This window comes from Actinospica robiniae DSM 44927 (genome assembly GCF_000504285.1).
In the GTDB taxonomy this organism is placed as follows: Bacteria; Actinomycetota; Actinomycetes; order Streptomycetales; family Catenulisporaceae; genus Actinospica; species Actinospica robiniae.
Genome location: NZ_KI632511.1, coordinates 2847327 through 2861446, shown reverse-complemented (window position 1 = coordinate 2861446; position 14120 = coordinate 2847327). Strand labels below are relative to the sequence as shown.

Here is a 14120-nt window from a genome sequence, read left to right as displayed (position 1 = left end):
TTGACGTCCGTTCTGAGTGGTGGGACAGAAGGGACGGGACCTGCCGGCCCCATCGGCTCGTAGACGGCCCGCCGACCCGCGCGATAACGGGTCGGCGGGCCGGGCGCCCGGATCCGCGGGCCGCCGACCGGGAGGGCTTCGAAAGTTTCACTCAGCCCAGGTTCACCCACTGCCCGAGCGCGCGGTCCGCGCCGACCAGCGTGTCCCGGTGCTGTTCGCCGTCTGCGATGGAGACGGTCCGCACGCCCTGGGGGTGCAGGACCCAGAAGTGGCTCTTGCCCGCGGCCCGCTGCATCGTCGGCACCGGGAGGAACGCGTCGACCTTCTCCACGCCGGCCAGCGACGTCCACCGACTCAGCTCACTGTCACCGCCCGCGCCGGAGTCGAGGTGCTCGTGGCCGTCGGCGATGGAGATCATCCGGCACTTCTGCGCGCCGTGCCCGGCCGCGGCAGCCGGCGTGTGGAAGATCCAGTAGCGGCTCTCTCCGCCCACGCGCTGCCGGTCCGGCACCGGCAGGATCGCGTCGATCCGGGCGACGCCCTGCAGCGAGCGCCACGCGCTGAGCGGCCGGTCGGCCACTTCGAGCTTGCTGGTATGCCTCTCGCCGTCCGCGATCGAGATGATGCGGTACATCTGGGCGCTGCCGATGGAGTGGAAGACCCAGTACCAGCTCTTGCCGCCCACGCGCTGTATGTCCGGAACGGGCAGCACCGCGTCGACGCGCCGGACGTCGACGAGCGCCGGCCAGCTCGCGATGTCGTCGGTGGGCCGCAGTACCAGGTCGGTGCCGTCGTCGCCGTCCGGTACGACGATGGTGCGCTGTTTGCCCTGCTGGAACAGCCAATACCGGCTCACTCCGCCGACCCGCTGCAGATCCGGCACGGCGACGATCTCGTCCACCCGCGCCGTCGTCGGCATGTGCCCGTCCAGCCGTCCCTCGGCCAGGGCCTTGAGGGTACTGATAGACGGCGCGAACGCGTACACGGCGCCCTCGGTCCGCACGAAGCGTCGGAGCGTGAGCGGCGTGCACCGACGCTCCGTACCCTCGGCGTCGACGCTCTCGAAGTGGATGCAGCCGTCGTTGATCGGTGCCTGGGCCTCGCCGGATCCGGGCAGCCGGCCGCTGATCATCGCGTCCGGCCCGGGCGGGTTCTCCCGGCCGCGCGGGAAGTCGCCGGTGTTGACCCAGTCCTTCTGGATGAACTCGAACTGCTCCACCAGATCCGCCTGGTAGCACACGAACAGCAGGCCGCGCGCGGCATCCGGGCCGCCGGCCGCTCCTCGGGCCGGGTCGAAGGGCTGCCCGTAGGGCGCGCCGCGCCGGATGATGCGGCGCGCGTCCATGAACTCCTCCGGGACCGGTCCGCCGTCGACGAGGCCGTCGCGCGGAGCGGTCTGGCGCAGGTGCGAGAACAGCGGGGTCTTCAGGCCGTCCGGATCGTCCTTGAAGCTGAGGTCGTTGTCCCCGGCGGCGGCGCGGTCGTTGATCGGGTCGTGGGCCGGGAACTTGTGCACGGGCGCGCCAGAGCGCCACCGGCCAACCATCCGCGCGGCGAGCCACTCGACCGTCGCGCCCTCCGGCGCGACGCCCTTGGCCTGCTTGAGCACCTGGAGCTGGTCGGCGACCTGCGCCCACCAGCCGGGAACGTCCTGCGCGAGCCGGCGGACCACCTGGAACGAGCCGTCGTTCATCCACGGCGGCACCGCCTCGGCCGGGTAGCCGCGGCGGTCGCCCGCCACCTCGACGCGGGGGCGGCCGATGACGAACTCGCCGGGCGGGATCAGCCGCGTGCCGGGGTGCTTCTTGACGTAGCCCGGGCGCTGCGGGTCCTCCTCGTCGAACCCGCGCACGCCCGGTTCGCTCACCCCGTCCTTGAAGCCGAAGTGCTCCTTGCCCCGCCGCTCGCCGACCAGCGTCGCAGCGTTCTGCTGGAACACCAGCAGCGCGGCGGCGCGGGTGGCCGCCTCGCGCTGGTCGTCGATCGCGCTCTGCAGGCCGCCCGCGGTGTCGGAGGCGATGGTGACCACGGCGTGGATCTCGCGGCCGTCTCCGTGCCCGAACAGCCAGCGGTCCGTCGCGCTGTCCTCGATGTCGCCGAGTTCCCGGGCCCGCGCCGCGGCGCCGTGGACGAACGCCTCCAGCGTCGTGCCCGCCGGCACGGTCGCGATCGGATCCGCTTCGCCCGAGAACAGCCGCAGGCCGGGGTAGGTGAGGCTGACGCCGAGCCAGGTGGCGTTGAGGGCCTCGGGATCGTCGCCGCCCGAGGTCCGGCGGGCCTGGCTGAACTTCTCGTTGAAGGCCGCGACCTGCCGGGTCGTGGCGATCCGGGGTGCGAGCTCGGCGAGCCAGGATCCGGCCCGCGCCGGATCCTCGAAGTGCAGGAACAGCAGGCTGACATGGTCCTTCTTGAACCCGGCCAGGATGTCGCCCTGGATCTCGGCGCTCTCCCGCAGCGGGAGCGGCGCGGCCTCGACGGCGCCGGCGCCGGGCGTGCCGGTGGTGGTGCTGATGCTGGTGCTGGTCAACGGTTTCTCCGAAGGGGAAAAGGAACCGGGGGCGGCCGCCGGAGGACGGCCGCCCCCGGAAGGTGGGCGGAAAAGGCCTGGATCAGGCCTGCGGGTCGAGCTGGACCCACTTCGCGATGCTGGGCACGCCCTTCGCGTCGAGCAGGAAGAGCATGTAGTAGCCGGGAGGCGCGTCCTCGGCGGTCTCCGGCGACTTCAGCAGAAGCTGGTTGCGACCGGTGTTGGTGATCGGCAGTTCCAGGATGCGCTGGCTGGTGTCCACCGAGTGGGTGGAGGTGATCGGCGCGACCAGGACCGCCTTGGTGATCCCGGTGCTGGTCGTGCTCACCGGGAAGTAGTGGCCGTAGCCGATGGGGGTGTCCGGGACCTTGGTCAGCTCGGGACGCGGGCCCTTGAACAGGTAGGACGGCTCGTAGATCTCGATGGTGCCGTTGACGGCGCGGTTCTTGATGTCCGGGTTGTTCGCCAGCTCCTGCAGCTCGTCCCCGGTCACCATGATCCGGCCGTCCGGCAGCAGCACCGCGTTGGAGTGGTAGCCGCGCGGCAGCCGCTCGGCCGGGCCGAGCGTCCACTTGCCGCTCGCGTCGCGCATCTCGACCTGCCGGTACTTCAGGATCGAGTTCGGGTTGTAGTCGCCGAAGCCGTAGTTGCGGATCCCGTACGAGCCGTTGAGCGTGATCAGGGTGCTGTCGGGCAGGATCAGCGTGTCGTCCATGGTGCGGCCGAACGCGCGCGAGGTGCCCTTGGTCCACCGGCCGCCGGAGAACAGGTAGGTGCTCGGGTCGTCCTTGTTCCCGCCCAGGATCATCACCGAGTTCGGGCCCTTGGTCCCGTTCGGCATGGCCACCGCCGAGCCGTACTCGCGCATCCCGCCGTCCGGCCGGTTCGGCAGCGAGGTACGCGCCTGCGTCTTCGGGTCGAACACGAACTGCTGGTCGGCGTCCCGGCCGAAGGCGTAGATCTTGCCGTCGTTGAGCGAGAACAGGTGCGGGTAGTCCATCCGGAACGGCGCGTCCGACTTGGTCCACGCCTCGTTCGGGTTGCCCTCGGTGTAGTCCTTGCCGTAGGGCACCTCGGCCGAGTTCACCGGGAACTGCTCGATCACCGGGGTGGGGGTGCCCCAGCCGAGCTCGCTCTGCCCGGACATGACCACCTCGCGGCCCTGGGCGGTCTCCACCACGCTCGGGTACCAGCGGCCGACCGACATGTCCTGCTGGCTCAGCCACTTCTCGTGCCAGGGGTCGAAGACGAGGACGAACTTGGCCCCGGATCCGTTGTTGCCGCCGAAGTTGCCGCCGAACACGGCCACCATGCCGTTGGGCAGGTAGGCGTGGCCGGCGCAGAAGATCGGCGCCGGGCGCGGCTCGTTCAGGCCGTCCGGCAGGTCGACCACCGGCGGCGGCACCGCCTTGAACGCGTTGAGCCCGGTGCCCAGGCTCGGGTCCCACAGGTAGGCGCGGCCGGCGTTCTCCTTGCCGATGGTCTGGGTCGGGGCGGGTTCCTGCTGCGGGTTGTCGGTGATGCGCTCGAACGAGAAGAGCAGCACCTTGCCGGTGGGCAGCAGCGCGACGTGGTCGCCGAAGTCGGGGGAGGAGAAGTAGTCGGTGAACCGGCCGTACTTGGCCAGGTCGGTGAACTGGGCGTTGAGCGAGGCCTGCGAATCCGTCAGGGATTTCAGGCGCACGGCGCGGATCGGGTCCGGGTAGTCGCCCACGGCGCGCACTTGCGGGGTGAGTTTCCCGTCGGGCTGGTCGGCGGCGTGGCCGGGGCCGGTGAAGGCCGCGGAGAGGGTCGCCGTCGTGGTCAGCACGAGGGTGGCGCGCACGAATGCCGCGGGCAGTCTGCGTGGCATGGCTGGAACACTCCTAGGGTTGTATGTGGCGGTTGTTATGGAAGCAGCTGAAGTGACGAATGTGATGCAGACACGCGTGGCGGAGGTCTGATTTCGCCCATGATCGTGATCCAATGACGCCGCAACCGGTCCGACTAGGTAAGGAACCTCCATGGCCCCCCGCGCCGCCCGCCTCACCCTCGCCGCCGTCGCGGCCCTGTTCGCGGCCGCCGTCGCCGCGCCCGCGCAGGCCGCCGCCCTGCACGCGGACTTCAACCCGCGCTCGATCACCGGGCCGACGATCCGTCAGGGCGCGGACGGCGCGGACCACACGCTGATGTGCCCGCCGGAGGAGAACGTGCTCGGCGGCGGCTTCACCGTCTCCGCCCCGGCCGGCCGCACCCTGGACGCGAAGTCGAGCGACCTGATCTCCAGCCGCCCGGACGCGGACGCCACCGGCTGGATCGTCGCGGTCCGGAAATCAGTCAAGCCCACCGACGGGCACGCCCGCGTCGCCGCCGACCTCACCGTGCAGATCGTCTGCACCGAGGGCGAGGTCTCGCCCGGGGCCTGACCGGCCGTCCGGCACCGGATAACGGCTGGTCACCGCAGCCGCCGACGGCGAGGCCCGCCGCCTCGCCGCCGGCGGCCGCCGCCATGCGCCACTCCCCGCCATCCCTCGGTCGTGTGGATCGGCAGATAGTGAGTGGTTTCATCCATGAATCGGTGAAAAGAATCCACTATCGACGCAACCTGCGCGACATGCACGGCCTCACGTGCATCGGGTAAGTCAGCGGGCGCCTTGGGGCGCCTCGGACGGGAGAGGGACGTGGTCCTCTCCGGTCCGGGAGCGTCCCGCGGGGCTCAGGGATATGGAGGGAACTGATGTCCATCTTCAGCAGGAGCGGCGGCGGGGCCGGGGCGGGCGGCGCGGCCGGACGGATCGCGCGCCGCGCCGCGGTTCCGGTGATCGCGGCGGCCTCGGTGGCCCTGGCCGCCGGACCCGCCCTGGCCGCGGGCACCTCGGTCGGCATCTCCACCACCAGCGCGGGCGTCTCGGTGGGGCAGCTGACCGTCAGCGGCGCCTATCAGTGCCAGGACGCCGCCCCGTACGCCGAGCTGGAGGTCTCGGTCAGCCAGGACGGCCCGCGCGGCGCGATCGAGGCGAACACCCGTGAGCGGGTGGCCTGCACCGGGTCCACCCTGGTCTGGCAGTCCATGCTCGCGCCGCGGCAGGCCGGGGAATGGTTCTCCGCCCACGGCACCAGGGTCACCGTGACTCTCTGGACGCCGGGCCGCTGGAACGAGCGGGCGAGCTCCTCGATCGTGCTGTGGCCTGCGGCATAGCCTGGCCCGCCGGCCGCGAACCGCGGCGGGTGTCCGGGCCGGCGACGAACGTCAAGGTGGTCAACGACTTCACCGTCACCGCCACGATCCCGCCGCACGCGCCCGGCGCCGTCGACGTGACCGTGGCCACGCCCGCCGGTACCAGCGCGACCGGCTCGGCCGATCAGTATGCGTACATTCCTCCTGCCCCCGCAGTCACCGGCGTGAGTCCGGGCAGCGGACCGGTGGCCGGCGGCAGCACCGTCACCATCAGCGGTTCGTCCTTCACCGGCGCCACCGCGGTCGACTTCGGCGGCACTCCGGCCACCACGTTCACCGTGTCGAATGACGGATCGATCACCGCCACCGTCCCGGCCGCCGCGGCCGCGGGCACCGTCGACGTCAAGGTCGTCACGCCGTATGGCACCAGCGCTTCGAGCGGCGCGGATCAGTACACCTACACGGTCGACGGAACGAAGCTGACCGCCGCTCCGCTGCTGTTCTCGCTGAGCCCCAGCCAGGTGACCGTCACCCTCGATCTGTCGGCCACCCTGACCGACACCGTCACCGGGCAGCCGGTGCCGGGGGCGACCATCACCTTCAGCGTCGGCGGCAAGACCGTGTGTACCGGTACGACCAACGCGCACGGCACCGCGACGTGCAACGCGCCGTGCTCGGTGCTGGCGGTCCTGCTGGCCGGCCGCTACACCGCGACCTTCGCCGGCTCGCCCGCGCTCGGACCGTCCAGCGCGACGGCCGGGCTGCTGAACATCGGTTAGCGCTACGTGGTCCGCGGGAGTTGCGGAACCTCGCCCGAGGCTCCGCAACTCCCGCGAGCGCCCGGCGTGTGTGACCGTTTCGTTCAAGACCGCAGCGCCCCGGCGTGGCAACGTGGGCCCCATGAGTATCGACTTGCAGAAGGCTGCTTCGTTCCTCGCCGGGTACGGGCGGGTGCTCGACCGGCGCCGCTTCGCCCTGCTCGCCACCGACGCGGGCCCGACCGTCGAGAACCGGCGGGCCGTGCTCGCGGCGCTGGACGGCTACCGCAACGCCGACGACGGCTACGGCTGGGGGATGGAGCCCGATCTGCGGGCGCCCGAGAGCCAGCCGGCCGGCGCGCTGCACGCGCTGGAAGCCATCGCCGACGTCGGGCCCGAGACCGCCTTGGCCACGCCGGCTCTGCTCGACTGGCTGCACCGGGCCACGCTCGAGGACGGCGGCCTGCCCTTCGCGCTGCCCGTCGCCGACCCGACGGCCTGCGCTCCGTTCTGGGCCCAGGCCGACACCGGCACCTCGTCGCTGCAGATCACCGCCGCGGTCGCGGCCCAAGCCCACCGCGCCGCCCGCTTCGACCTGCGGATCACCGGGCATCCGTGGCTGGAGAAGGTCACCCGGTACTGCTTCGACGCGATCGCAGCCCTCGATGAAGCACCCTTCGCCTACGTGCTCTCCTTCGTGCTGGGCTTCCTCGACGCCGCCGCCGACACCCGGCCGGAAGCGCTGGAGCTGTTGCGGCACGTCGGCAAGTTCGTGCCCGAAGACGGTGCGGTCCCGGTGGCCGGGGGAGCGGAGGGCGAGACGCTGCACCTGCTGGACTACGCCCCCAGGCCCGGCCGGCCCGTACGCGGACTCCTCGACGAGCAGGCGGTGATCCGGGACCTCGACCGCTTGGAGAGCGGGCAGCTGGAGGATGGCGGCTGGGCCGTCGACTTCACCAGCTACTCCGAAGCGGCCGCGCTCGAATGGCGCGGGTACGCCACCGTCGGCGCCGTGTCGATCCTTCGGGCGAACGGGCGATGATCACGCAGGCTCGACGGGCCGGCGCCCCCACGCGCTGATCATGCCGGGGGACAGGTCGGCCACGGCGGGCGAGGACAGGTAGTCCAGCGCCTCGTCGAGCACGCCGGGCTCCAGGGTGCCGCCCGGCTGCTCCAGCGCGTCGCGCATGCTCAGCCACGTGGTCCGCCAGAAGGCGGTGATCGGCGCGTCGGGAACCAGCGGCGGCAGCAGGACCTCCGCGCCGACCTCGAGCAGGCCCGACTCGCGCAGCAGCTGCGGGTAGCCGGTGACCCAGGAGACGTCCGTCCCGATCCGGCGGCGCAGCGCCTGCCACATGGCAGCCATGGTCCGCCGGTACGCGGGATGCGGCGAGCCGGCCGTGGTCAGGTCGACCGCGTCGCCGACCACCAGCCAGCCGCCGGGGACGACCCAGTCGGCGAGCCGTGCCAGCATCTGCGCGTATGAGGGCAGGTGCATGAGCACGAAGCGGCAGTGGACGAGGTCGAACGAGCCCGGGTCGAGAGCCGGGTCGGTGACGTCCGCCACCAGCGTCCGCAGCCGGCCGTCGGGACGGGTGGCGACGAACCTCGGATCGCGGTCGAGGGCCACCACCTCCTCGACCCAGGCCTGCTCGGCCAGCCAGCCGCTGATCGTCCCGGTCCCGGCGCCGACGTCGAGGCAGCGCCACCGCCTTCCGGCGCCCGCGCCGCCGCTCGAGGCGCCCAGCGCGCTCAGCCGAGCCTGAGTGAACCCGTCGTAGGCCCGGGCTCCGTGGTCGACGCGCGCGGCCTCTCCCGCGTCTTCCGGCTCGAACAGATCCCTGCCATACCCCGCCTCCGCCACATCAGGCTCCTTCCAGTCGCTGATCGCATTGTCACCTGCGCACAGCATCTCCGGTCGCCGACACCGGCGGCGCGTCGCCGCGCCGGGCCTGCCGACCGCTCCGGCCGCGCTGTGCCAGACTGGCGAGATGGCTGATCATGGGGACGCGGGCGCGGACGCGGACGTCGATGTCGCCGTGGTCGGCGCCGGCCCGGCTGGCGCGGTCGCCGCGTGCACGGCGGCTCGCCGGGGACTGAGCGTCGCGTTGATCGACCGGGAGACCTTCCCCCGGGACAAGACCTGCGGCGACGGCATCGGCCCCGGCGCCGTGCGGGTGCTGCGCGACCTGGACCTGGACTCCGTGCTCGGCGGACGGCGCCGGATCGAATCGGTCACCGTGTTCGGGCCCGCGGGGGAGCGGAGTGAGAACCCTGTCCCGGTCCTCCCGCGCAAGTCCACCGACGTGTTCGTGGTGCCGCGCCTCGAGTTCGACGAGCACCTGTTCCGCGCGGCGCTCGCCTCCGGAGCCGAGGACCTGAGCGGCACCCGCTATCTCGGCATGGCCGACGTCGGCGAGCACGGCCGCATCGTCGAACTGCGCGACGCCGCGGGCGCGCGCCGGCGGGTGCGGGCCCGCCTCGTGATCGGCGCGGACGGCGCGTACTCCGCGGTACGCAAGGACCTGGTCGGCGAGGACCGGACCAGCCGCAAGTTCGTCGGCGTCGCCATGCGCGCCTACGCCGAGAGCCAAGGCTTCGACGACGGCCCGAGCATGCTCTTCGAGTTCAGCCCCGACCTGCTGCCCTCCTACGGCTGGATCTTCCCGGTCGGCGAGGGCACGGTGAACATCGGCGTCGGCCTGCCCATCGCCCAGCTGCGCGACCGCGGCGTGGACCTGCGCATGCTGCTCGGCCAGTTCGCCGATCGCCTGCGGGAGCGCGGCGTCGCGCTGGGCGAGCTGCGGCAGGAGCGTGGGCATCAGCTGCCCGGCGTGATGGGGATGCCGCAGCTGGCCTTCGGCCGGGCGGCGCTGATCGGCGACGCCGCCTCGATGATCAACCCGGTCAGCGGCGAGGGCATCGCCTACGCCATGACCTCCGCCCGCCGCCTGGTCGACGCGCTGCCGGTGGACCTCGCCGACGGCGTCGCGCTGAGCACCGCGCTGGCCGGGTTCGAGCGGGGCTTCCGGTCGGACCATCGACTGCACTTCCTCTCCTGCCGCTTCACCATGGCGCTGCTGCGCCACGCCGTCCCCGCCGGCGTGGTCCTCCGGGCGATCCAGAACGACCCGCGCGTGCTGAGCGGCGTGTTCGACATGCTGTTCGGCGACGGACGCCTGCAGGCGGGCACCGCATTGCGGATCGCCAGGCACGCGCGATAACGCTGGGTGTTTGTATTGATTCATGAAGTGACATTGCGGCGGGGTGGTCGCTTTCCGCGTTTATGGAATTGCGGAGAATAGCGGCGGGCGGTCGTTGTTACGCTCGGCTATGGGTATTTCACGGAATGCGGCGAAAGGCGCTTGGTCGGGCGTCCGTGCAGGTGGGGCGGTGGTTCTGGGGTGTTTCGCGGGCTTTTCGGGTGGGTTTTTCCTGACCTCGGGTAATGGCGTCATCACGGTCGGTTGAGTTTCCGCCGGAATTTGGACATACCGGTCATCTCGGGTAATGTTCTTGTCGTGGCCCGGTCCACGCCGTGAAAACAAGTTCCGGCACCGGGCACCCGCCGAGTCCGATACCCGGGCGGCGCCGCGGTCGACGAAGCTCCCGCAGCGCGAACCCGATCGGAGCCGGGGACCCAATGAGTACCAGGCACTCAACCGTGCCGGTCCCCCGGGGTGAATCGGCCCCCCGCACCCAGCAGACGCACCCCGCACGGAGCCCCGTGCGTCCGCGTCACGGCGTGCACGGGGCTGTAGGGCGAACTCCCCTTCCGCCCGAACCCGTCAGCTAACCCGGTAGGCGGCCGAAGGAGAGGCCCCAGAACTCGTGCTGAAGAACCGCATGTCCACCTCCGCGTTCCGCACCTTCATCTCCAACCCGCGCCACTACCCCGCCGCCGCCCTCGCCCTGGCCGGCATCGCCGTCGGCGTCGCGCCCATCACCGCCTCCGCGGCCACCGCCCCGGCCAAGCCCGCCACCGCGCACGTCGCCCCCGCGAGCGTGACCACCACGGCCAGCCCCGCCCCGGCCACCGCCACCGCCACCGCGGCCAAGGCCGTGACCCCGACCAGCCTGTTCGCCGGCTCCACCACCGCGACCCTCGAGCCCACCGGCACCGTCGGAAGCCAGTCGCACATCACCCTGGACTCCGACCAGTGGTCCAACGCCACCTCCATCGTCAAGGCCGCTGAGGACATGCACCTGTCCCCGTACGCCGCGACCATCGCGGTTGCCACCTCGATGCAGGAATCCAAGCTCCAGAACCTCAACGTCGCGGTCGACCACGACTCCCTCGGCCTGTTCCAGCAGCGCCCCTCCTGCGGCTGGGGCACCCCGAGCCAGCTCAACGACCCGACCTACGCGGCCAAGGCGTTCCTGAAGAACCTGCCGTCGGGCTACCAGAGCATGTCCCTGCACCGCGCCGCCCAGGACGTCCAGGACTCCTTCAACGGCTCCCTGTACTCGCAGTGGGAGGACCAGGCCGCCCACATCGTCTCCACCATCGTCAACCACTGATAAACACGACGAAACCCCTCCCGGACACACCGGGAGGGGTTTCTCCATGTCCAGGGTCAGCCCGAGAAGCAGTAAGGCAAATGCCCGACGACCTCGGCGGGTACGGCCGTGCAGGTCATGGAGGAGCCGTACTCGATCACGCTCCAGGCACCGGTGCTCTGGTCGTAGCGGAACAACACCGAGCTGGAGTCCGCCGCGTCCCCCCTGCGCGGACGCGTCACCGCGCCGAACTCCGCCTCCACCGGCAAGCCTCCCCGCCCCGTTGCCGAGACCTCCGGTCGTGCGCCGGAATCCATCACTCGTGACCCCACACCGGTGCATACGCCGAGGGCACAGCGAAGGTTGCCGTCAACGCGCAGAGGATTCTCAGGCGCATTGCGGCAGGTGTGCGGCGATGTCGTCGGGAACGAGGCCCGCGCACAGGTCGGCACTTCCGACGTTCTTGGCCGTCCACCGGCGCGACGCCGGTGGAGACGAGCAGCGAGGTGGAACGGCGATTCATCAGAGGATTTCCTTCCCGGTGGAATCTGAGTTCTGTGAACACACCTGTGCATACGACGCGCACGCCGCCGAGGTTGCCGTCGGCCGCGGGCCGATCGCAAGCCGTTCACCCGGGCGCGTACCCCCGTGCGCCGGTGGCCAGGGTATGGGGAGTCTTCGTACCCTGTGTTTCGATGCGGTGGCGGGCGACGAGAGGGCGGAGCCGTGGAGCTTTCCGTGTCACGTTCCTGGAGCGACGGACGTGACGTGCTGTACGTGAACGACGCGCTCACCGGCCGGGAGCTGGGGCGCTACGACCGGCAGTCGGGCGAGTTCGCCGTCGGCGACCCGATCCGCGTGCACGCCGTGGCCCGGGCGCTCTGGGACTTCCTGGACTACGGCGTCGTCGCCGCACGGGTGGTCGAGGAGGTGTGGGCGGCACAGGCGCCGGCCGAGGCCGAAGCACCTGAAGCCCCTGAAGCTCCTGAAGCCCATCAGGATTCTGAGGCGGCTGAAGTACCCGAAGCGGTTCCGGCAGCCGAACTGCCGCCCGAGCCCGCGCCGGCTGCGGCGCCTGCTGCGGCACCGTCCCTGACGCCGCCCGCAGCACCGCCCGCCGCGCCGGAAGCCGGCCACCGGGCCGCGCGCGTGCTCGACCGCGCGCTGACCAAGCTGCGGCGGGACGGCTGGGTGGTGCTCTCGCCCGGCGGCAAGCGCGTCGGCGCGGACTTCGACCGGCTGATCATCGGCCCGGCCGGCGTCTTCGCCCTGACCGTCAAGCAGGCCGGGCCGCCCATCGGCTCGCACGAACGCGGCCATGACGCGGACTCGGCCACGCGGATCCTCAGTGACGCCACGGGTCTGGCGGTCAAGGTCCGGCCGGTGATCGTATGGGTCGGGGCCGGGATCGGGCGCCTCGACGCCTGCGCGTTCACCGGCCACGACGGAGAACCCTGCGACGTCCTCGCGGCCCGCGACGAGAACGTCGTGGACATGCTCTGGAGCCTTCCGGCCGTCTACTCCGCGAAGGAGCGGCACCAGTTCCTCGACGTCGCGCGTCACGCCGACTTCTGGCGCGCGGCCTGACGCCGCACGTCATCTCACCTCACCGGGGAGCGGGCCTCGTCGTCGCTGAGCGCAATGGTCTCGCGGGCGAGGTAGTCGACCAGGCCGGTCCAGGAGCCGGTGCGGGCGTACTCGGCGCGCTGGCGCTCCGCGCCGCCGCCGTCGCGCAGCAGGCGGTGCAGGGTGGACACGGCGAACGGCAGGTCGCCGAGGGCGTCGAGGGCCGGCTCGGCGAACTCGAGCAGCGCGTCCAGCAGCGCCGGCACCGGCTGGTCCTGGCCGGTCGCGGAGTCGAACAGGCGCGCGGCCATCCCGTACCGCGCCGCCCGGTAGTGGTTCTCGACGAGGCGGTCGTCGTCGATCTTGCCCGCGCCGGGGCGGTGGTCCAGGCGCTGTTCCAGGCCGGCCAGGATGACGGTGGCCAGGCCGCGGAGCAGAACCGCGAGCAGTACGGTCGTGTCGAGGTCGCCGTTCACGTCGGCCACGCGGGTCTCGAGCGTCGGGTAGTGCGCGCTCGGCCGGGCGTACCAGTAGAGCATCGCCGGGTCGATGATGATGCCGGTCGAGATGAGCTCGGCCACGGTCTTGTCGTAGCCGCGCTCGTCGAGGACCGGAGCCGGGCCGACGGTGGGCCAGCGTCCGTACGTCAGGCCGCGTCGGCTGGCCCAGCCGGTGTCGGCCTCGGCGGCGAAGGGGGCATTGGCCGCGAGCGCCTGCAGCACCGGGAGCCAGGGCCGCAGGGCAGCACTCAGCGCCAGGGACTCGCCGCGGCCGAGCGAGCCGAGGTGCACGTGCAGGCCGCTGATCTCGCAGTCGGCCTTCACCAGCACCGGGCCGAGATGCTCGGCGAGGCGCAGGTAGCGGCCGTAGCTGCGGATCGGCAGCGGCCGGCTGGTGAGGACCGCGCAAGGGCTGGCCACCAGCAGGCATCGCGCGTCCCGAGCGGCGCGTGCCGCTACGCGCCGGCAGCGGGCGAGATCGCGGCGCAGCTCGGCAGCGGTGCCGCACGGCTCGCTGTGCGTCTCGAGCTGACTGAGATAGAACTCGGACTCGATCTGGTCGCCGAGCTCCAACCGGGCCTGCGCGATGACCTGGTCGGACCGTGCGGCCGCCACCCGCGTCTCGGCGTCGACCAGCAGAAACTCCTCTTCGACGCCGAACGTCAAGCGGTCGCGCCCGAAAACCTGCTCCACCACGTCGCCTCCGTCGGTTGGGTGATCCGAGAGGAGGCGGATACCCGCGCAGCCGATTGATACGCCTGGCGAGCTACGAGGCGGAGCCCTGGATCCACGAGACAGCGCGGTGGCCACGCGTCACGACGAGCTCGCCGTACGCTACGAGGCCACCGCGCTGACAGCCGCCGTCAAGGCCGGCTATGACGTCCTGGGATGGCACGGCCTAGCCGGGGAAGCCGATCGCGTAGATGCCGACGTTCGGAAGGTCCAGCACCGCGATGACCTCCTACAGAACGCTACGAAGTTCGCGCTATCAGGGAACAGATTCCGTGGCAACAAGATTTTTTCGCATGGTTGCCGGCGTGATGTCAGCCAGGGGATGGAAACCCCATGCCAGGCAGAGATGAGCGCACAAGGCTCCGCAGGCCGAGCCTACC

At 71.4% G+C, this 14120-nt stretch carries 12 protein-coding genes; 7 read left to right on the top strand and 5 right to left on the bottom strand.

The window, feature by feature from the left end:
• Nucleotides 1–151: 151 nt before the first annotated feature.
• The gene (locus ACTRO_RS43215; protein ID WP_051450721.1) at nt 152–2527 is read right to left on the bottom strand and encodes a Dyp-type peroxidase; all 2376 of its coding nucleotides are present in this window, start codon (nt 2525–2527) and stop codon (nt 152–154) included.
• A gap of 82 nt (nt 2528–2609) precedes the next feature.
• A complete protein-coding gene (locus ACTRO_RS12330; protein ID WP_051450720.1) occupies nt 2610–4379 on the bottom strand; it encodes a galactose oxidase early set domain-containing protein in 1770 nt (589 codons plus the stop codon).
• 151 nt (nt 4380–4530) lie between these two features.
• On the opposite strand from ACTRO_RS12330, the gene ACTRO_RS12325 reads away from it, so the two are divergent.
• From ACTRO_RS12325 to ACTRO_RS12310, 4 genes are all read left to right on the top strand, one after another.
• Complete coding sequence (locus tag ACTRO_RS12325; protein WP_034263282.1) at nt 4531–4932, top strand: hypothetical protein; 402 nt, start codon at nt 4531–4533, stop codon at nt 4930–4932.
• Nucleotides 4933–5243: 311 nt separating this feature from the next.
• A complete protein-coding gene (locus tag ACTRO_RS12320; protein ID WP_034263281.1) occupies nt 5244–5705 on the top strand; it encodes a hypothetical protein in 462 nt (153 codons plus the stop codon).
• Nucleotides 5690–6463 (top strand): IPT/TIG domain-containing protein, encoded by a 774-nt coding sequence (locus ACTRO_RS12315; RefSeq protein ID WP_051450719.1) that lies wholly within the window; start codon nt 5690–5692, stop codon nt 6461–6463. The genes ACTRO_RS12320 and ACTRO_RS12315 overlap by 16 nt, the downstream gene beginning before the upstream one ends.
• Nucleotides 6464–6584: 121 nt before the next feature.
• Complete coding sequence (locus ACTRO_RS12310) at nt 6585–7484, top strand: hypothetical protein (RefSeq protein ID WP_034274503.1); 900 nt, start codon at nt 6585–6587, stop codon at nt 7482–7484.
• On the opposite strand, the gene ACTRO_RS12305 is transcribed toward ACTRO_RS12310, so the two are convergent.
• Nucleotides 7485–8306 carry a class I SAM-dependent methyltransferase gene (locus tag ACTRO_RS12305; protein WP_034263279.1) on the bottom strand — a complete coding sequence of 274 codons (822 nt, stop codon included), beginning with the start codon at nt 8304–8306 and terminating at the stop codon, nt 7485–7487.
• Between the two features lie 127 nt (nt 8307–8433).
• Between ACTRO_RS12305 and ACTRO_RS12300 the strand changes: the two genes are divergently transcribed.
• Nucleotides 8434–9666, top strand: coding sequence for an NAD(P)/FAD-dependent oxidoreductase (locus tag ACTRO_RS12300; protein WP_051450718.1), 1233 nt, complete (start codon nt 8434–8436; stop codon nt 9664–9666).
• A gap of 607 nt (nt 9667–10273) precedes the next feature.
• The gene (locus tag ACTRO_RS43210; protein WP_051450717.1) at nt 10274–10963 is read left to right on the top strand and encodes a hypothetical protein; all 690 of its coding nucleotides are present in this window, start codon (nt 10274–10276) and stop codon (nt 10961–10963) included.
• A gap of 56 nt (nt 10964–11019) precedes the next feature.
• Here the strand turns inward: ACTRO_RS43210 and ACTRO_RS12290 are convergent, their stop codons facing one another.
• Entirely contained in the window at nt 11020–11205 is a 186-nt protein-coding gene (locus ACTRO_RS12290) for a hypothetical protein (protein ID WP_034263278.1), read from the bottom strand.
• Between the two features lie 475 nt (nt 11206–11680).
• Here ACTRO_RS12290 and ACTRO_RS47140 point away from each other — a divergent pair, with 475 nt between their 5' ends.
• Nucleotides 11681–12529 carry a hypothetical protein gene (locus ACTRO_RS47140; RefSeq protein WP_157436094.1) on the top strand — a complete coding sequence of 283 codons (849 nt, stop codon included), beginning with the start codon at nt 11681–11683 and terminating at the stop codon, nt 12527–12529.
• A gap of 14 nt (nt 12530–12543) precedes the next feature.
• On the opposite strand, the gene ACTRO_RS12280 is transcribed toward ACTRO_RS47140, so the two are convergent.
• Complete coding sequence (locus ACTRO_RS12280) at nt 12544–13704, bottom strand: carboxylate-amine ligase (RefSeq protein WP_034263277.1); 1161 nt, start codon at nt 13702–13704, stop codon at nt 12544–12546.
• Between the last annotated feature and the right edge of the window lie 416 nt (nt 13705–14120).